Below are 19,637 nucleotides of genomic sequence, written 5' to 3'. Positions count from 1 at the left end.
TCAAAGTTATTGATACATTATGGCTTATAAAAGATGAACGCCTGCCCTCTCCTACAAACCAAAACTTAAGGTGTATGAAAACTGAAGCACAGGTTCTGCTTTTTTAACAGTCTTCCCATCTGCCCCCTCCAATGGTTCACGTACGCCCGCACCAACACTGAATGTGCTAATCCGTTCATTATTCAACCACACAAAGGCCATATCAGCCCCCACACCCAAATTCGCCTTTACTTTTCCACCATAATTCTTGCTGTCCAGATGACCTGCATACACCCCAACGTAATATCCGTTTTTATCTGTGCCTGTCAGGTAATATGGATAACGGAAGCCAACCTGACCGCCCGCCTCATTGTCATCGTTTAAAAACGCACCCGCTTTCGCATAGGCAATCCCATATGGATTCACCCATTCAAGGTTGGCGTGTAATAATTTTTTGGTTACACCAGCCCCGATATTCCAGGTTGAAACTTTTGCATCCTTTAGTTTAGGTTCAGGCTTAAATGGATTTTCCTCAGCGTGAACCAAACCAGTAGATGTTAAAACCGCCAGCAAAAGGTAAATTCTTTTCATTATTTTCTCCACTTTCCCTAAGAGTGTGTCCTATTTCAAACAGTTTGTGACTTTAACAGAATTATTTTGCTTCTAATATACAAGACCATACAATTTTAATGTCTGCAAAGTCAAAAACTGTCGCACCACATTTGCATGAAGTACTGAAAATTCTACAGTATGATCATTCAACTTACGTTAAAATAGCCAACCGCTCCATTCTTTTATTTTGTAATTAAGTCGACACCGTATGAAACAGCACTTTCCTTTAAAAAACATGCAACAAGAAAAGCGCATTTACAAGGGTCGAATCTTTTTTGCAATCTTTATTGTCGTGACCTGTCTGCTCATCCTGATCTGCCGCTATGCCTATTTGCAGATTGTGCACTATGACGACTTCACCACCGCCTCCGACAAGAACCGAATCCGCCTGCAACCACTGGCCCCTGCCCGTGGTTATATTTATGACCGTAATGGCGTGCTTTTGGCCGACAACTATCCCGTGTTTACCGCCACGCTCAGCCGTGCAGATGTCAGCGATATAGATGACACAATCAACCGCCTGATTCCTGTGCTGGGCCTGACGGAAGAAGATGTGGAACGCTTTAAGAGTCGGGTGAAAACGGCGCGGAAAACTGAGCGGATTGCCATCAAGCTGAACCTGAATGAAGCGGATATTGCCAAATTCAGTGAAGTGAAATATGCCTTTCCTGGGGTAAAGATTGAAACGCAAATGACCCGCTATTACCCACATGGGGAGCTTTTCGCGCATGTGCTGGGTTATGTGGGCCGTATTAATGATAAAGAACTGAAATCTATTGACAAGGATTTATACGCAGGCACCAACCTGATTGGTAAAATCGGGGTGGAGAAAAGCTACGAAGAATTATTGCATGGCACGCCAGGCTATGAATCGGTAGAGGCCGATGCGCATGGCAATATCCTGCGTAATCTGGGACGACAGGCGCCGATTCGCGGCAATGACCTGTATTTGTCGATTGACTATGGCCTCCAGATGGTCGCGGCACAACAGTTGGCGGACCGTCGTGGTGCGATTGTTGCCATGGATCCACGTACGGGTGAAATTCTGGCACTGGTTTCCAGTCCCAGCTTCAATCCCAATTTATTCGTAACGGGCATTAGTTCGAAAGACTATAGTGGTTTACGCGATAATTTAGACCAACCGCTTTATAACCGTGCGGTTCAGGGTGCCTATCCTCCTGGTTCAACCATTAAACCAATGTTTGGACTGGGTGGGATTCATTATGGTCTGGTTGACTGGGGAACGGCGATTTCCGACCCAGGCTATTTCAACTTACCTGGTGACAGCCACCGCTTCCGTGACCATAAGAAAACGGGACATGGTGCGGTCAACCTGCATAAGGCCGAAGTGGTCTCCTGTGACACCTATTTCTATATCCTGTCCTACCGCATGGGCATTGAGAAAATGAATGACTGGATGCGCCAGTTTGGTTTCGGGGAAAAGACAGGTGTTGACCTGCCAAGTGAAAGCAGCGGCTTATATCCAAGCCCTGAATGGAAAATGCGTACCCGCAAATCCAAGTGGCTGAAAGGTGAAACCATTTCGGTCAGTATTGGTCAGGGTGCATTTACCGCAACACCATTACAACTAGCTATGGCGGTTGCCATTACCGCCAACAAGGGATCGCATGTAACTCCCCACGTGTTACGGGAAAATAAGGGTGCAAAAAAATTCACGGTGCACAATGCCCCTGATGGTAAAATTCAGTTCAATGGGACAGAACAAGACTGGCTGAATATGCATGCAGCCATGATTGACGTGATCCAAACAGGAACAGGTCGAGGCATTAAAGGTGGCCTACAATATTCAATTGCTGGAAAAACAGGTACAGCTCAGGTCAAGAGTATCGCACAGGGCAAACGCTACAATGAAGCGGCCTTATCCTCAAGACAGTGGGATCACGGTTTATTTGTCGGCTTTGCGCCAGCGGACAACCCTGAGATCGCGATTGCCGTGGTGTGGGAAAATGGCAAGCATGGTGGTTCCGCGGCGCAACTGGCACGTCCAGTCTTCGATTACTGGCTGGTGACACGCAACAAGAATCCGCTGCGCCCTGCAAACCATCAGGTGAGTGGAGGCTTAATGACCGCAGGCATCAAGCCAGGCGAATTGCCAAGTGGCAATACCACTGCACCGACAACGGCGCAAACCTCACTGCCAATACCACCTACGGTGACACCTGCCCCAGCCGTTACACCGCCACCGCAGCCAGCCGATGGAATCACTGAATAATGAAGAACCAATTACGCATTATTGGGGGTGAATGGAAACGGCGCTCCCTGCCCTTTGCCAGTATTGAGGGTTTAAGGCCAACACCTGACCGTGTCCGTGAGACCTTGTTCAACTGGCTGATGTGGGATATTCAGAATGCACAGGTGCTAGATCTGTGCAGTGGTTCGGGTGCCCTCGGTTTTGAGGCACTCTCGCGCGGCGCTGCAAAAGTGGTCATGATTGAACCCAACCCAACCCAAGCACGTTTTTTAAAGGATAATATCCAGTTATTGAAAGCGGAAAATTGCCAGTTGATGATCTCAACTGCGCAGCAGGCATTGGTGAAATTACACAGTGGCTTTGACGTAGTGTTTCTTGATCCACCCTACAGCCTTGATTTATGGCAAGAGCTTGCCGAGTTGGCTGAACCATTGATTAGACCGAACGCCTATATTTATGTTGAGGCAGACCGTGACTTGTCACAGCTAAAACTTCCAGCCAGTTGGCAAAAAATCAAGGAAACCAAGGCAGGTATGGTACGTGCAGGTTTATATCAAAAGATGGCCTAAAATATTCGCAACCAGAAAAAGCGAACCAACTGCCCCCGATCAAATGGAAAGCTGGACAAGTATTCATAACCAATTCGGTTGGTTGAATTGAGTTGGTAGATGATGCTATATCCCAATGAAACTGAAAAATCATCCAGAGATAAGTTACTGGTGTCACCTGTCAGCATTTTATGGTTGAACTGGTTGATCTGATAGGCGGTATAGTTATAAACACGCCAACGCTCACCCTGAAAAAACAGGTTATGCAAAATTGAATAATCTGTTTTCTCTTGTTGCGGATAGGCTGAGTCAAACATTTCTTCAGCATCATCCTTGGTCACTGTAAAAAAATTATAATCCCCTGCATGACAGGCACAGGAGAAAAATAAGATAAAACAGGATAAAACTGCTGATTGACTACGCATAGCATGTTGAATTAATTCGATGAAAAATGAGCATAACCTGTTCCAGAAAGTTTAAGCAAATGGAACACTAGATTTTCCATTCCATACGCCGCCCATTGGGCACCCTAGCATTTTTTACCCCCTTGAACTGGTTTTCCTGTGCAACCTTAAACCCAATCCTTTCATATAGACTTTGTCCTCTAGGATTTTCACAAGACACATCCAAAGACAAAATCGAATGCCCCTGCTGTTGGGCAAGCATCTTTAGATGCGATAACAAGGACTGACCAATTCCCTGACTACGATATTCGGGATGCACACCAAAATTTGCAATATGCAAGCTTGATGCAACTGGCTTGGTCACCACGGAAGCTGAATGCAGCGCTCTCGCCAAAACACGAGGTGATCGAAACCGATACATGGTGAGAATGTTTTTAACCGTACCGCTATCCATTTTTAGCAGGTCATCTTTTCCATAGCAGGCCACGGTGGCAATCACCTTGTTATCTTTCTCCACCACCCAGTGCAGTTTGTAGCTTGTATATCCATATTCTGATAAAAACTCTTTATGAATAAAGCTTTCAGCACTGATAGGGTTATGTTGATAAATATAGTCAAACAAGGGAATTCCCGCACTATAAATCAGCGGAACACACTCATTCACATCCGTTTTTTCCGCCCTGCGTATCTTCACATTCTGCTCCTCAAACTGATTGTTATATAAATTTTTCATTTTTGTTTTCCCAGTTATATTACATGATTAAAATCAAATATATAGATAAAAATATGCGTTTCATCTCAAAACTGGATTTTATACCGCACTATTTAAGTCATTTAATTGCTTATGTTAGACATAATTAATTTATTTCCAGAATAAATTCTATATACAATAACAATCTTTAAAAATTTTTATTCTAAATATCATGAAGATCTTATTCGTGCTGATTGTGATTGCCCAATTAACAGGATGTGTATTTGGACAATCAAGTGAAGTTAAACGTGCTGAAAAAATTTTGCAGCGTTTCCAGTGTAACAACGTGGAGACCAGTCAGCTTGCGACTTCTTCCATTACCAATTTTTATCAACAGACACTTGCCGCAAACAAGGACAAAGCCAGCACCTATATTGAACAGTATAAAAATGGTGAGGATCTGTTTGACATTCCGCTCGATGAAGTTGTACAACAAAAGTATCAGCTCTATCTCCAGGCTTGTCAGGCGCTTGGCGGTGTTGCAGCATCACCTTTAATACCAGATTCAACTCAACAATGATAAATCACCCTGCCTGATGATTTTTTCTTCTCGGATGCGGCATGATTGAAAAACAACTTGGCTTAAAACATTATATTGCGCTTGGGATCATCGCCCTTGCCGTAGGGATTGCCAGCATCCACCCGCTTGAGCTTGAGTCTTATTTACTGCATCAGGTGGGCACCGTGTTTATGCTGGTTGTACTGATCATCAGCATGAAAAAAATAGGCATCCGTTTTTCCAGTTTTTGTTTATACCTGCTTTTTCTATTCATCCATATTGTTGCGGCCCATTATCTCTATTCCTATGTACCCTACAATGACTGGTTAAAGTCCCTATTTCATTTTGACCTGAATCAGGCAATGGGCTGGTCCCGGAACATGTATGATCGACTGGTGCATTTTGCTTATGGATTATTGCTTTACCCATTTTTTCTCCGTTGTTTTCAGGTCTGGTTTCCCACAGCAAAACCACTGACATTATTCCTGCTAGTGATCCAGTTTGTGATGGCTTCCAGTATGCTCTATGAGTTGCTCGAATGGGGACTATCCATTGGTTTATCGCCTGAAGATGCGGAAAACTATAATGGACAGCAGGGAGATATGTGGGATGCACATAAAGATATGCTGCTGGCAACCATTGGGGCCATCATTACAGGGTTGATCTATTTAGGCAAAAGCAAAAGAAAAGCACCTTAAACAGGTGCTTTTCTTTGATCAGGACAAATTGATTAAAACTTAGGGTCACGCATCTGAACCAACGTGCTGTTTGCCTTGGCGAGGCCATCAGCGATTTTACCCATCACTGTTGGAATCAGGGTCTCAGCCATTTGTGCTGCCTGCAAACCCAGTTTTTCACCAAATGTAGGACGTTTGCGGGTATTGATCACATAAACATCATGTTGTGATAAAAGACTCAGTAAATATTCATCCGAGGTCTGTAATTTATCCACCAGATTTAATTCACGTGCATCTTCACCATACCAGTGCTCACCTGTTGCAACTTTTTCAACGTTGAGTTGTGGACGGTATTTTTCAATAAAGTGCTTAAACAGCACGTGGGTCTGCTGCAATTCCTCTTCAAACTTGGCCTTACCTTCAGCAGTATTTTCACCAAACATGGTTACGGTGCGTTTATATTGACCAGCGGTGTACAGTTCAAAGTCCACATTATGTTGTTTCAATAAACGGTTAAAGTTCGGTACCTGTGCAACCACGCCAATTGAACCCACCACGGCAAACGGTGCTGAAACAATTTCATTGGCAATACATGCCATCATGTAACCGCCACTGGCAGCAACCTTATCAACACAAATCGTCACATGAAAACCAGCATCACGTAAACGAACCAATTGAGCCGCAGCCAAACCATAGCCATGCACCATTCCACCTGGACTTTCCAGACGTACAATCACACGGTCATGCCCAGCTTTGGCAGTTGCCAAAATCAGGGTAATCTCTTCACGCAGGGTATCAACCGCGGAAGCCTGTATATCGCCCTTGAAGTCTAAAACGAAGATTTTCTGGTCATTTTTCTTACGAACCTTGGCTTCCTTGGCAAGCTGCTGAACCAGTTGTAATAATTCCAAACGGGATGCTGTTGTTTGCGCAATTTTTTTTCTTTGTTCATTCACACGCGCATTTAAATGGCTAATACGAATTTCAGCAGGAAATTTAGGTAAATGGAATAACATAAAGTAAGTGCTCTTGAGTTCGTCTTTATGCCTCTAAGATGTGGTCTGTTCAATAAAAATTCAATAGCGTTTTTGCAAAATAGATTCATTTTCATCTGTATCATAAAAAAAGAGCCCGTAGGCCCTTTGATATATACGGCATGGTATCAACCAAAACGGCCTGTGATATAGGCTTCTGTGAGTTGATGGTCAGGCTGAGTAAAGACTTTTTCAGTCGAGTTGACTTCAATCAGGTCACCCAAATGGAAGTAGGCGGTACGGTCAGACACACGCGCAGCCTGTTGCATGGAGTGGGTCACGATTGCAATGGTGTATTGTTCAGACAGTTCAGAAATCAGTTCTTCAATTTTCGCCGTCGCAATCGGGTCCAATGCTGAACAAGGCTCATCCATGAGGATCACTTCTGGGCTGACCGCAATGGTACGCGCAATACATAAACGCTGTTGCTGGCCGCCAGACAAACCTGTTCCTGGCTGGCTTAAACGGTCTTTCACCTCATCCCATAGACCTGCTTTACGCAGACTATTTTCAACAATTTCTTCCAGATCATATTTGTCACGTGCCAAGCCATGCAATTTCGGGCCATAGGCAACATTGTCAAAAATTGATTTTGGAAATGGGTTTGGCTTCTGGAACACCATCCCTACCTGTGCACGCAGCAATACCACGTCAAGGTTGGGATCATAGATGTCCTGATTATCCAGTGTCACCTTACCTGTCACACGACAGCTATCAATAGTGTCATTCATACGGTTTAAGGTACGTAGGAATGTTGATTTACCACAACCTGATGGACCAATGAACGCAATCACTTCATTCTGGTAAATATCCAGGTCAATGCCTTTGATCGCTTCAGTTTCACCATAATAAACATGAACATCCTTGGTACTGATTTTCACTTCACTGGTTTTTGGCTTTTTACCTGAAGAAGCCGTTTCAAACTGAGAGACAAATGCAGTACTTGATTGCTGAACTTGCGCTTCAGATGACGTAAATTCTGTTTGTTGTGGATTCACTGATTTATCCTTTTCTACGGCGTTCATAATATCAATCGTATTCATTGTACTCTCCTCAATTACCAACGCACTTCAAATTTCTTACGGAGCCAGATTGCAAGGCTGTTTAAACCAATCATGAGGGCAAGCAACACAATAATCGCTGCCGCGGTACGCCCTTCAAAGAAATTACGCAGCTCATTGCCCTGCCATAAATATACCTGTACTGGCAATGCGGTTGCCTGATCCAGTGGTGTGGTCGGAACGCTGGCAACAAAAGCACTCATACCAATCAACAATAATGGTGCGGTCTCACCCAACGCATGTGCAATCCCAATGATTGCGCCAGTCATAATCCCTGGCAATGCAAGTGGCAATACATGATGAAAAACGGTTTGAACTTTTGATGCACCAAGACCTAGAGCAGCCTGACGAATCGATGGTGGCACCGCTTTTAATGAGGCACGCGTGGTAATAATCACGGTAGGCAAGGTCATAAGACTCAGTACCAAACCACCCACCAACGGCGCAGATAAAGGCAACTGCATCCAGCCAATAAAGATTGCCGCACCCAGCAAACCGAACACAATCGATGGAACTGCTGCCAGGTTGTTGATGTTCACTTCAATGATGTCGGTCATCATGTTCTTTGGCGCGAACTCTTCAAGATAGATTGCACTCGCCACCCCAATTGGAATCGAGATGATGATGACGATCAACATCATAAACAATGAACCCATGAATGCCCCAGCCAAACCACTGGTCGCAGGTGAACTGCGTGAATCTGGGCTAAAGAACAGATTGGTATTGAACGTATTGGCAATAATCCCCTCTGACTTTAACTTATCTGCAAGCTGGCGCACTTCTGGATCAAGCTGTTGCTGGTCATCAGGCAGGTTACGGTCAATATTTCCAGCGAGCCAGACATCCACATTGGCATCGGCCAGGAACTTAATCTCCTGCTTGCTTCCAATCAGGGCTGGATTTGCCAACACCATGTCACGTAAACGATAGGCTTCAGAACTGGTGTACAAGCCACTTAAATAATCACGCTGATCTTCAAGCGATTTATCTTTGGAAACGATGCCATTCACGATCAGGGCATCCCAGTCCACCATACCCATTTCAGTTTGCCAGGCCACCATACGCTCTTCAAAGTGCGCAGGGGTTTCACCTGCCGTCTGCTTTGGTTTTGCACCAACATTAATAATGGCTGGGTCAAAATAAACTGGAACCGTCATGCTGCTTTGCCAGAAAGATGGCAGACCTTTTGCCAGAATACTACCAAACAGCAAGGCAACAAATGCAAGGCCAATCACCACTGCCGAGAAGCCAGCAAAACGGAACGCCTTTTCTTTGCGGTGGCGCTTTGCCAAAGAACTCTGGATTTTTCTTTTGCGCTGTTCACGTTGTTCAGCAGCCACTTGTGGATCAAATACGTTCTGATCCAGAGGAGATGTATTTGATGAACTCATTCGTATTGCTCACGATATTTGCGCACGATGTACAGTGCAATAATGTTTAAACCCAAAGTGATCACAAACAAGGTTAAACCAAGGGCAAATGCCACCAATGCCTGTGGACTGGCAAAATCAGTATCACTGGTTAACTGTTTCACAATGGTCACAGTCACGGTTGAAACCGCTTCAAATGGATTGGCATGCAGCAATGGACTGTTCCCTGCGGCCAGCACCACAATCATGGTTTCACCCACCGCACGGGACACCGCAAGCAGGAAAGCACCTGTAATCCCTGGCAATGCGGCTGGCAACACCACCTGACGGATGGTTTCCGACTTGGTCGCGCCCAGCCCCAAAGAACCATCACGCAAGGCACGCGGAACCTGGGTAATGATGTCATCTGAAAGTGATGAAACGAATGGGATGATCATGATTCCCATCACAAAACCCGCCGTTAAGGCACTGGTCGCATTGATATCAATCCCCACACTCTCACCGACCATCTTGAAAAATGGTCCAATGATCATCAAGGCAAATACACCATAAACAATGGTTGGAATACCCGCCAATACTTCAATGGTTGGCTTGGCCCAGGAACGTAGGCGTTGTGATGCATATTCAGCCAGATAAATTGCTATCAGCAAACCAATCGGTACAGCAACCAGCAAGGCAATACCACTCACCATTAAAGTGCCCCAAAGCAACGGTAAAATGCCGTAGCTTCCCTCTGCATTTCCTGTGGTACTAAAACCAGGGTTCCACTCTGTTCCGAAAAAGAAATCCACTGGACTCACAAAATGGAAAAAGTGCAAAGCTTCTTTCAGCATCGAGAGCACAATACCAATTGTGGTCAGAATCGCGACACCTGAACACAGGATCAAGCCAACATTAATTGCTTTCTCAACGGTATTACGGGCACGGTATTGCTGGCTCACATGGCGTTTCGCCCACACCAGACCTGCCAACGCCGCACTGATCACGACCGCTAATTTTGCAAAGGAACCAATCGTCTGAAATTTTGCAAGCTGTTGTGCCGCTGCGACTTCATAGGCTGCAGGTTGATCGGTGACCCCAAAACCCGATGCAATTGCCTGCACACGGTCAATCAGCACATCACGCCCTGCCGCATCCATTGTTGCACTGGCAGAGGCTGGAATATTATTAAAGATAATATGCTGTAGCACACTTGGCTCAACCAAGTTCCAAATGATCAAAATTAAAAAAGCAGGAACACCACACCACAAAGCCACCAACGCCCCATAATACACTGGACGAGAATGGAGTGTTGCCGAGTTACTTCCCTTACCTGCCAGATTACGGCTTTTGCTCAGCCCAATTTGATATGCGATTGCCACAAGGGCCAATAACACACCGATAAGTAGCAGATTCATGTAATCTCCACTGTTTTCTCAATTTTCATGATTTGAAAAAACCTAGCTAGATAAAAAGGCTGATGATCACAAGTTTCACCAGCCTCCCTTTTCACAATATTATTTTACTGATTTGCCAGCTTTAAAATCAGCCAGAATTTTCGCACGCTCTTTGTCGCTTAAAGGAATCAGGCCAGCTTTTTCCAGTTTAGAACCTTTACCAGAAATTTTCTTGTTAAGGAAAAACTCTGGATACTGAGCTAAACCTTTGATTGATTTTAAGTGTTCGCCTTTCACGTAGAAGAACAATGGACGAGAAACAAGGTAGCTACCATCCAGCACGGTTTTCTCTGATGGCGTTACACCATTTACAGTCGCTACACGCAACTTGTCACGGTTTGAGTCATAGAAGCCCAGACCAAACACGCCAACCGCATTTGGCGAGGTTTTCAAGCGAGCCAATGTTTCAGTATAGTCACCCGCAACTTCAATCACACGACCATCTTTACGGAAGCTTGAACATGCTTTCTTCTGTTCGTCTTTATCAAGGTTCTTGAAGTAATCAAATGATTCACAACCTGCATCAATCATTTTTTCCTGGAACACTTCACGTGTACCGTGGTTAGACGCAGGAATCACCAAAGTGATTGCCTCATTCGGTAATGATGGGTCAATCTGGTTCCATGTGGTATATGGGTTTGGAACCAATTTGCCATTTGATGGAAGTTGTGCTGCAAGTGCAGTAAACACGTGTACAGGCTTTAATTTATACGCCGCTTTTTTTACGTTTGACGCGAAAACAATCCCGTCATAACCAACCTTGATTTCCTGTACCTGGTTTACACCAGCTTTCTTACACGCATCAAGTTCAGTATCCTTGATTTTACGTGAAGCATTGGCGATGTCGATGGTGTTGTCACCCACACCTTGACAGAATTGTTTCAAGCCACCGCCTGTACCGCCTGAACCGACAACAGGTGCCTTGAATTGTGGGAAAGTATTACCAAACTCTTCAGCAACAATACTTGCAAACGGCAATACAGTTGATGAACCAGCAATCTGGATGGTGTCACGAGCTGCGTTTGCAGCCGTTGCTACAGTTGCCCCAGATATAGCGAATGCAATTGCGATATGACGTGGATTTAAGCGCATTATGTGTTCTCTCATTTATGCAATTTAATTTACAACGCTTGTTACTTGAAGTGTTGTACTTTGGTTAATTGCATTTTGAGTGGATAATATGACAATTAGGTGACAACTTTATGACGCTTTGATGATGTTAATGATTGTAAGCTAGACAAGGGCATTATTGACTATTTTTTAACCCATTATCTACAGTTTTATAATCATCTTGTTTCTAATGATTTATAGCAAAACGATTAAAAACAACTCATTACAGATCGAATATAAAAAAAGACCGCCTAAGCGATCTTCTTTTCCACATAACACCCGATTAATCAATCGGTGGTGTATAGGTACCATCTGCAATCGACTCTTTAATACGATCGGCTTCTGCAAGCACAAGTGCAAGCAAATTCTGAACGTTTTCAAGCGTTGCAACTGGACTTAGCGTGGTCATCTTCAATGACTGAACATCACCCACTTTAGTGACACCAATATTCGCTTCACCACGCGCAAATAATTCATCTGCCACGTTTTGGTTCAAGCTATCGATAAACTCAGCAGGATAGCCCTGCGGCACAACACGGAACAACACGGAAGCAAATTGTGGCTCAACCAACAATTCCAGACCATCAGTTGCCTTGATATAGTCAGCAACTTCACGTGTTAATTTCACGCCATGATCAATCATTGAACCATAAAGCTCTTCGCCCAATGCTTCAACCGTCATCCATAATTTCAATGCATCAAAACGACGGGTCGTTTGTAATGACTTAGACACAAGGTTAGGTACACCATGTTCTTCATCATAGGCAGAGTTTAAGTACTCTGCTTCATAATGCATAAAGCGATAGTTTGCTTCGTCTTTCAACAAGAAAGCACCACAGCTAATGCTCTGGAAATAATGCTTATGGAAATCCAGCGTGATCGAGTCTGATAATTCAATCCCATCCAGCATGGCCCGATGGTCATTGGAAAGAATCAGTGCACCACCCCAAGCCGCATCAATATGCATCCATGAACCATACTTGGTGGTAATTTCACGGATTTTCTTGAGCGGATCAATCGCACCCGCATCGGTTGTACCTGCTGTCGCTACCACACATGCTACGATTTTGCCTTCAGACTGAAGATGCGCCATAGTTTTTTCTAGCGCATCCACATCCATCTGTGCATTTTCGTTCACAGGAACAGTCACAACTGACTGGAAACCCATCCCCATCATTGCCATGTTCTTTTGCACAGAGAAGTGTGCATTTTCAGAACAGATGACTTTGACGTTTTTCATTGCTTCCGCTGGGATACCATCGCGCTGAACCGACCACGGCTTGCCGTTTTCGTCTTGCCAGTTTTTCGAGATGCACCAGTCACGCGCCAACAATACACCCATCAGGTTTGACTGTGTACCACCAGAGGTAAACACGCCAGCTTGACCAGAACCATAACCTACTTTCTGACGAAGCCAGTCAACCAACTGAACTTCCATCAATGAACCCGCTGGGCTTTGATCCCACGAGTCCATTGACTGGTTGGTCGCATTGATCAGCACTTCCGCAATCTGGCTCATCACCATGGTTGGGCAGTGTAAGTGTGCTAATGAATGTGGGTGATGTACTTTTAGGCTTTTATTGAGGAAAAGCTCAACCATACGTTGTAATGATTGCTGTACGCCCAAACCCTCTTTCGATGGATGAAAAGAAATTGCGGCACGCAAGTCCTTAATGCTTCCACCTGTGTACATTTTGTCGTTTTGCAACCATGCTGAAACGGCCTTAACCGCTTCGCCCATTGCCGACTGGTAGTCAGCAATGGATTGTGCATCATTGCAGAGTAACGCTTTACGATGTTCTGCAAAATCAACCATGAATTAGCCTCGTACCGCTTTCAATGCTTCAGCAACCGCTTTCTTGAAGCGTGCAATCACTTCAACACATTCATCCTGATTGATGATCAATGGGCAAAGTAAACGGATCACCGTACCGTTACGACCACCTTTCTCAAGCAATAACTTGTTGTTGAAACAAGCCGTTTGAATCGCAGCCGCCAATTGCGCATCTGCTGGCAGAGAACCCATATGGTCTGCTGGTTTGCGCTCATCAACGATCTCAACACCGATCATCAGGCCACGACCACGCACATTGCCGATACATGGGAATTCCTGGGCAAGTTTCTTGAACTCAGCCTGTAGGAAATCACCACGCTGTTGCGCATTTTGAGCAAGATTCTGTTCAGTAATGGTTTTTAACACCACCAAGCCAGTACCCATAGCCAACTGGTTACCACGGAACGTACCCGTGTGGCCTGCTGGTTGCCAGGCATCAAACTTACGCTTAATACCCAATACAGCAAGTGGTAAACCACCACCCACCGCTTTAGACATCACCACAACATCTGGCTCGATTCCAGCATGTTCAAAGGCAAACATTTTGCCTGAACGTGCAAAACCAGCCTGGACTTCGTCCAGAATTAAAACGATGTTGTGCTTTTCAGTCACTTCACGGATTTTTTGCAACCATTTTACTGGCGCAGTCACCACACCACCTTCACCCTGAATCGCTTCAAGAATAACGGCAGCAGGTTTGGTCACACCACTTTCAACATCTTCGATAAAGTTTTCGAAGAAGTAGGTTAAGGCATCTACACCTGCCTCACCACCCAGACCCAGTGGGCAACGGTATTCATGCGGGTACGGCATAAACTGTACGCCTGGCATTAAGCCATTTACCGCATTCTTCGCAGACAGGTTACCTGTCATTGCCAGTGAACCATGTGTCATCCCATGGTAACCACCAGAGAAACTGATCACTGAGCTACGACCTGTATAGGTTTTTGCCAGTTTGATGGCTGCCTCAGTTGCATCTGCACCAGATGGACCACAGAACTGTAGGCAATATTCTTCTTTACCGCCTGGCAAATAAGCCAAAAGCGCCTCAGTAAACGCATCTTTTAAAGGAGTCGTTAAGTCTAAAGTATGCAATGGCAAACCACTTGCCAATGTGTCCTGAATACTTTGAATCACCGCAGGATGATTATGACCTAAAGCCAATGTCCCTGCCCCAGCTAAACAATCGAGGTACTGTGTACCTTCAACATCAGTAACCCAGCAGCCTTGTGCTTTCGCTATCGCTAACGGTAATTTACGTGGATAACTACGAACATTCGATTCCATCTGACTTTGGCGAGTCAAATAATATTCGTTGGTTGCATCAGCGGCAGGGTTTACGGAAGTAACGCTCATATCGAATTACCATCTCTGATATGGGTAAAAGAAATAAGTCTGGTGACTTGCGGTCGTTTGACTCGGTGCTTTTTAGAATCTAGTGCAGACACAATGTTTTATATCTTTCAACTAGGTGCGAGATGATACCTAATTTTCAAAGAAAATAAACACTTTTTATGCCCGACATTCATCTAATCTTATTGAAAAAATACTTCTTTCCAATAACTATGATGAATTATCATCATACTATGTGACAAGTGAAAGAAAGTATGCTTTTTTTATTTGCAGTTTGTATTTTAGATAAATGGTCAAACACTTTTACCTAATCCACTATTTTTAATCATTTTTTGCTTTATTTTTCTGTTGCAAAACCTCCCTAATCCATTACAAAGACACCACAAAATATGCAGAAGTTTCCCATCACTTCTTTTTAAGATCAAAGCTGTGAAAAATAATTTTTTAATCCTCATTTTCAGGAAAATTTTATGCGTACTTTAGCACTTGTTACCATGATGGTCGGCGCGGCCCTTAGCCCCTCCCTTTTTGCCCATGACACCGAGAGCCTGAACTACAATATTGTCAATATTCAGGCCGATGCGTCACGTCAGGTGGCCAATGATGAAATGCGTGCTGTTCTCTATATTGAGAAAAGCCACAAGCAGCCCGCTGAGCTTTCCAACCAGATTAATCAACTGATGAATCAGGCACAGGCGATTTCGCGTAAATATTCACAAGTTAAAGTCGAAACTGGGGCGCAAAGTACCTACCCTGTTTATGACAATGACAGCAGCAAGTTAAAAGAATGGCGTGCCCGTGCTGAAATTCAGCTTGAAAGTAAGGACTTTAAGGCGGCAAGCCAGTTGATTAGCGAGTTGCAGCAAAGCTTCCAGACCCAATCCATCAATTTCACCGTGTCGGATGAACAGCGTAAGAAAGTTGAAAATGAATTGATGATTGAGGCCTCTAAAAACTTCCAGCAACGTGCACAGGCGATTACACAGGCATGGAATAAAACCCAATATAATCTGGTCAGTTTAAACCTAAATACCAGTAACTATTTTCCGCAACCGATGATGCGTGGTGGCATGGCAAAATTTGCGATGGCAGAAGCTGCACCTGCACAGGACATGGCAGCGGGTGAATCAAAAATCACGGTTAGCGCCAATGGGTCGATTCAGTTTAAATAACTATCCAGAATCAGGAAAAGGCATGCAATATGCCTTTTCCTGTATCAATTTACACCTAAATTCTGCAAAGAATCCCAGGCTGCTTTTGCCAGCACATCCCGATAGACTTTAGGTGTGGTTTCCACTTTGCCAGATAACCAAGCCCGACAGTAACTTTCAGTTGCCCCAATCACCAGTGACATCATGAGTTCTGCTGGAACTGATTTTAATAAGGCGGCATCGGCATAGCTTGAAACATGGCTGACTATTTTTTGATTTCTTGCTTTATTCTTTTCATTCAATGTCTGTCGGTATTCACCCTGCATCACACTAAAATGGGCGAGCACCAAGAACTGGGCAAACTTTGGTTGCTCAGACACCCAATCGGCATAAGCATAGATCAAGGCATACAAAAACTCTTGTAAAGATTGTGTCTCCTGTAAATACTGCTCCCGTAATTGTGCCTGATCATCCAGCGCGGCAAAAACCAGTGCAGCAATGATTCCATCCTTATTGTTAAAATGATGGTAAATCGCCCCCACGCTACTCTCCGATTTTTCCCGAATCATTTCAATGCTGGTTGTTTCCAGACCATATTCCAGAAAGCAGGACAATGCATCCAATAAGATCTGTCGTTTTAGTAATGATCTACGTTGTGGATATAGACGTTCCAATAATTGCTGAGCTGCCTGCATAGTTCAATCAGATTTACCAATGGTCGGAACTATTGTGGATGACTTGACCACAACCTGCAAACAGAATTATATTCTGTAAAAGAATTTAGTTCTGTTAATGGAAATCTTAAAATGGCTTCAACTTTAGAGTTATGGAATAAAGTCTCTGCCTTACCTGCTGGCAAATGGACATTCACACGCATGCTGTGCCTAAAAGCCCCTTATTTTGGCAGCATTTCGCCCTTATTTGAGGAGCTAAAACCCAATTCCTGTAAAATCTCAATTAGGAAAAAACGTGCTGTACTGAATCATATTGGTACGGTTCATGCGATTGCGATGTGCAATATGGCTGAACTGGCAGGCGGCACCATGACTGAAGTCACGGTTCCCTCTAGCCATCGCTGGATTCCCAAAGGCATGACCGTTGAATATTTAAAGAAAGCGGAAACTGATCTGGTCGCAATCGCCACACCAGTGGACAGTCATTATGATTGGGAAAAGGCAGGCGAGTATCTGGTTAATGTCGATATATTGGATCAGCACAATGATAAAGTTTTCCGTGCAACCATCACCATGTGGATTTCGAAAAAGAAGAAGTAAAAATAAAAAAGCCCTGAATTCAATCTATTCAGGGCTTTTATCTTACTTCAAAGCTTACTTTTTAAAAGGCAGCGCATATTTAAAAATACGTCCAACCACTTCACCAAACTGTTTTACAAAACTCGCATTATTGTAGTTTAGACCATACTTTTCACACACGGCCTGTACTTTCGGTGCAATTTGGCGATAACGGCGTGCAGGAATATCTGGGAACAAATGATGCTCAATCTGATGGCTGAGATGCCCTGTCAAAATATGGAATGCCTCGGACCCCGTTAAATTGGATGAACCACGAATCTGGCGCATATACCAATGTCCACGACTTTCATCTTGCAGCACTGTTTTAGGGAATACTTCTGCATCTTTGGTAAAGTGACCACAGAAAATAATGCTGAATGTCCAGATATTACGGATACCATTGGCAACAAGATTTCCTGTAAACACAGGAATGGCTGATGGCCCTGCAATCAATGGGAAAAATACATAATCCTTAAACAGTTGCTTGGCGATTTTCTTCTGTACAGGATTCCACTCCTGCTTAAACTCTGTCATCGTTTTACGCTTATACACCACCTTACCCAATTCCAGATTCTGGATGGCGACCCCCCATTGAAACAATAGGCTAAATGGTAAAATGTATAGCGGTTGTATGACCGAAAACCTGGTCCAGCGTTGTTCAGGAAACAGGCGAAATACGCCATAACCGACATCATCATCCATGCCTTTAACATTGGTATAGGTATGGTGCTTATAGTTATGGGTTTGTCGCCAGTTATCCGAGGTGCCAACCGTATCCCACTCATAGGTTTGACCGTTAAATTTAGGATCATTCATCCAGTCATACTGCCCATGCATGACATTATGGCCCAATTCCATATTTTCCATGATTTTGGCAAAACTAAGTAAACCTGTACCCAATAGCCATGCAGGCGGAAACCATCCAGCAAACAGTAAGGCACGACCTAGAAAGCTACTATAGCGGATTGACGAATAAACACGGCGAATGTATTTGGCATCTTTCTCGCCCAAATCGTCCAGAACTTCTTGCTTGATTTGATCCAGTTCTCTGGCAAAAGCAGCCAGTTCGGCTTCAGTTAAATTACGATTTTTAGGATTTTGAAAAAATTGATATTTTACAGGCATATTCATATTGTCATTCTCGCTTATAGATCAATCACAAGATCAGATTGAGCTGAATTTACGCAAATCTTGAGTAACTGGCTTGGCTCATGGTTTGCTGAGCCATTGAGCAAGTTTTTGGTCGAACCTTGTGCTTTGCTACAGGCACACTTATTACAGATTCCCATACGGCAACCATGCTTCGGCTTGATCCCCTGATGTTCCAAACTGCTTAGAATCGACTGACCTTTTGGAATAGCAATAGTCTTATTGGATTGTGTCAATGTGACATTGATAAAACCTGTATCAGTTGCATCGGTATCAAACTGGCTTAGGCTAAAGGCTTCGGTCTGGATTGAGGCTGCATGCTTAAACAATGTTTCCGCAGTTGCTGCAAAGCCTGATGGGCCACAGGCATAAACCGTGGTTTCATTTAAAGATTTAAGTTGGTCAACATGAGCCTGGTTTAAACGTTGATCCTGTTCCTGCGTATAAAAAATCTGATAAGTGAAATTCGGAAAGTTTTCAGCGACTTCTTTTAGGTACTCAGCATAAGCCACATCTTCATGCGTTTTCACCCAATACATCAATTGCACAGATATGGCTTTAAGCTGTCTGGACTGACAGAAAGCCTCAATCAAGCTCAGCATTGGGGTAATGCCACTACCTGCTGCAAGTAATAATAGCTTTGGTGTTTGAACCTGCTGCTGCATTTCACCATAAGGCTGTCCCAAACGCAGAATATCACCTGTTTGACTTTGATCAACCAACCAAGAACTGACCAGACCTTGATCAACTTTTTTCACCGTTAGGCAGAGATGGTCTGCATCGACCTGCATCAGGCTGTAGGTTCTTTCATAATGACGACCTGCAATTTCCACCGTCACAGGATGATGCTGCCCTGCAACACCACGTTGCACATGGCGATTACATTGCAAAATAAGGCTCACCATATCTTTTGCCACAATTTGTTTTTTTACGACTTTGGCAAGAGGCTGATTAATTGACCATAAAGGGTTGATTTTCTGTAACCAAAAATTGGCATCATGGCTGTTCATGACACTTTGAGCCATTGAGTTAAACAGGGAAGCCCTCTTTTCGATTGCTTGCATGCGCAGTTACTCTAGTTGTTTTCTTAATTATTATACATATGTATATTTATTTGTATATACACTTGTATATTTATTCAAAAAGAATTGTAAACAGGATTTTT

General features: G+C 44.0%; 19 protein-coding genes. 6 read left to right on the top strand and 13 right to left on the bottom strand.

Annotated features, from left to right (window positions below; all coding sequences use genetic code 11):
* Window positions 1-51: 51 nt before the first annotated feature.
* Window positions 52-570: a hypothetical protein gene (locus N5J47_RS03175; RefSeq protein WP_267980965.1), complete on the bottom strand. Its 519-nt coding sequence runs from the start codon at window positions 568-570 to the stop codon at window positions 52-54.
* Window positions 571-799: 229 nt separating this feature from the next.
* Between N5J47_RS03175 and mrdA the strand changes: the two genes are divergently transcribed.
* Window positions 800-2,824, top strand: coding sequence for a penicillin-binding protein 2 (mrdA, locus tag N5J47_RS03170; protein ID WP_267980966.1), 2,025 nt, complete (start codon window positions 800-802; stop codon window positions 2,822-2,824).
* On the top strand, window positions 2,824-3,372 hold the full coding sequence (gene rsmD / locus N5J47_RS03165) for a 16S rRNA (guanine(966)-N(2))-methyltransferase RsmD (protein ID WP_279959253.1): 549 nt from the start codon (window positions 2,824-2,826) through the stop codon (window positions 3,370-3,372). The genes mrdA and rsmD overlap by 1 nt, the downstream gene beginning before the upstream one ends.
* On the opposite strand, the gene N5J47_RS03160 is transcribed toward rsmD, so the two are convergent.
* A complete protein-coding gene (locus tag N5J47_RS03160) occupies window positions 3,369-3,776 on the bottom strand; it encodes a hypothetical protein (protein WP_279959254.1) in 408 nt (135 codons plus the stop codon). The two genes, rsmD and N5J47_RS03160, sit on opposite strands and share 4 nt — an antisense overlap.
* 67 nt (window positions 3,777-3,843) lie before the next feature.
* Window positions 3,844-4,488, bottom strand: a complete 645-nt coding sequence (locus N5J47_RS03155) for a GNAT family N-acetyltransferase (protein ID WP_279959255.1) — start codon at window positions 4,486-4,488, stop codon at window positions 3,844-3,846.
* Window positions 4,489-4,678: 190 nt separating this feature from the next.
* Here N5J47_RS03155 and N5J47_RS03150 point away from each other — a divergent pair, with 190 nt between their 5' ends.
* Together N5J47_RS03150 and N5J47_RS03145 are read left to right on the top strand one after the other, a co-directional pair.
* The gene (locus N5J47_RS03150) at window positions 4,679-5,026 is read left to right on the top strand and encodes a hypothetical protein (RefSeq protein ID WP_267980970.1); all 348 of its coding nucleotides are present in this window, start codon (window positions 4,679-4,681) and stop codon (window positions 5,024-5,026) included.
* Between the two features lie 41 nt (window positions 5,027-5,067).
* Window positions 5,068-5,703 carry a DUF2238 domain-containing protein gene (locus N5J47_RS03145; RefSeq protein WP_279959256.1) on the top strand — a complete coding sequence of 212 codons (636 nt, stop codon included), beginning with the start codon at window positions 5,068-5,070 and terminating at the stop codon, window positions 5,701-5,703.
* A 32-nt stretch (window positions 5,704-5,735) separates the two neighbouring features.
* Here N5J47_RS03145 and sohB read toward each other — a convergent pair whose 3' ends face one another.
* The 7 genes from sohB to N5J47_RS03110 form a co-directional block, all read right to left on the bottom strand.
* A complete protein-coding gene (sohB, locus tag N5J47_RS03140) occupies window positions 5,736-6,698 on the bottom strand; it encodes a protease SohB (RefSeq protein WP_279959257.1) in 963 nt (320 codons plus the stop codon).
* Between the two features lie 146 nt (window positions 6,699-6,844).
* The gene (gene pstB, locus N5J47_RS03135; RefSeq protein WP_279959258.1) at window positions 6,845-7,759 is read right to left on the bottom strand and encodes a phosphate ABC transporter ATP-binding protein PstB; all 915 of its coding nucleotides are present in this window, start codon (window positions 7,757-7,759) and stop codon (window positions 6,845-6,847) included.
* A gap of 14 nt (window positions 7,760-7,773) precedes the next feature.
* Window positions 7,774-9,168 (bottom strand): phosphate ABC transporter permease PstA, encoded by a 1,395-nt coding sequence (gene pstA, locus N5J47_RS03130; protein WP_279959259.1) that lies wholly within the window; start codon window positions 9,166-9,168, stop codon window positions 7,774-7,776.
* Window positions 9,165-10,544, bottom strand: coding sequence for a phosphate ABC transporter permease subunit PstC (gene pstC, locus N5J47_RS03125; protein ID WP_279959260.1), 1,380 nt, complete (start codon window positions 10,542-10,544; stop codon window positions 9,165-9,167). The genes pstA and pstC overlap by 4 nt, the downstream gene beginning before the upstream one ends.
* 99 nt (window positions 10,545-10,643) lie before the next feature.
* Complete coding sequence (locus N5J47_RS03120; RefSeq protein ID WP_267980977.1) at window positions 10,644-11,675, bottom strand: substrate-binding domain-containing protein; 1,032 nt, start codon at window positions 11,673-11,675, stop codon at window positions 10,644-10,646.
* Between the two features lie 301 nt (window positions 11,676-11,976).
* Window positions 11,977-13,509 (bottom strand): aspartate aminotransferase family protein, encoded by a 1,533-nt coding sequence (locus tag N5J47_RS03115; RefSeq protein WP_279959261.1) that lies wholly within the window; start codon window positions 13,507-13,509, stop codon window positions 11,977-11,979.
* A gap of 3 nt (window positions 13,510-13,512) precedes the next feature.
* On the bottom strand, window positions 13,513-14,883 hold the full coding sequence (locus N5J47_RS03110) for a diaminobutyrate--2-oxoglutarate transaminase (RefSeq protein ID WP_267980979.1): 1,371 nt from the start codon (window positions 14,881-14,883) through the stop codon (window positions 13,513-13,515).
* Between the two features lie 467 nt (window positions 14,884-15,350).
* Between N5J47_RS03110 and N5J47_RS03105 the strand changes: the two genes are divergently transcribed.
* On the top strand, window positions 15,351-16,052 hold the full coding sequence (locus tag N5J47_RS03105) for an SIMPL domain-containing protein (RefSeq protein ID WP_279959262.1): 702 nt from the start codon (window positions 15,351-15,353) through the stop codon (window positions 16,050-16,052).
* A gap of 44 nt (window positions 16,053-16,096) precedes the next feature.
* Here the strand turns inward: N5J47_RS03105 and N5J47_RS03100 are convergent, their stop codons facing one another.
* Window positions 16,097-16,726 (bottom strand): TetR/AcrR family transcriptional regulator, encoded by a 630-nt coding sequence (locus N5J47_RS03100; RefSeq protein WP_279959263.1) that lies wholly within the window; start codon window positions 16,724-16,726, stop codon window positions 16,097-16,099.
* A 111-nt stretch (window positions 16,727-16,837) separates the two neighbouring features.
* Here N5J47_RS03100 and N5J47_RS03095 point away from each other — a divergent pair, with 111 nt between their 5' ends.
* A complete protein-coding gene (locus N5J47_RS03095; protein WP_279959264.1) occupies window positions 16,838-17,305 on the top strand; it encodes a hotdog fold domain-containing protein in 468 nt (155 codons plus the stop codon).
* Window positions 17,306-17,359: 54 nt separating this feature from the next.
* On the opposite strand, the gene N5J47_RS03090 is transcribed toward N5J47_RS03095, so the two are convergent.
* Window positions 17,360-18,454, bottom strand: coding sequence for an acyl-CoA desaturase (locus tag N5J47_RS03090; protein WP_279959265.1), 1,095 nt, complete (start codon window positions 18,452-18,454; stop codon window positions 17,360-17,362).
* Window positions 18,455-18,468: 14 nt separating this feature from the next.
* Window positions 18,469-19,536 (bottom strand): ferredoxin reductase, encoded by a 1,068-nt coding sequence (locus N5J47_RS03085; RefSeq protein ID WP_279959266.1) that lies wholly within the window; start codon window positions 19,534-19,536, stop codon window positions 18,469-18,471.
* Window positions 19,537-19,637 lie beyond the last annotated feature (101 nt).

The sequence above is a fragment of the Acinetobacter sp. GD03645 genome (assembly GCF_029845285.1).
GTDB classification, from domain to species: Bacteria; Pseudomonadota; Gammaproteobacteria; order Pseudomonadales; family Moraxellaceae; genus Acinetobacter; species Acinetobacter corruptisaponis.
This window is presented reverse-complemented; position numbering and strand designations above follow the sequence as displayed.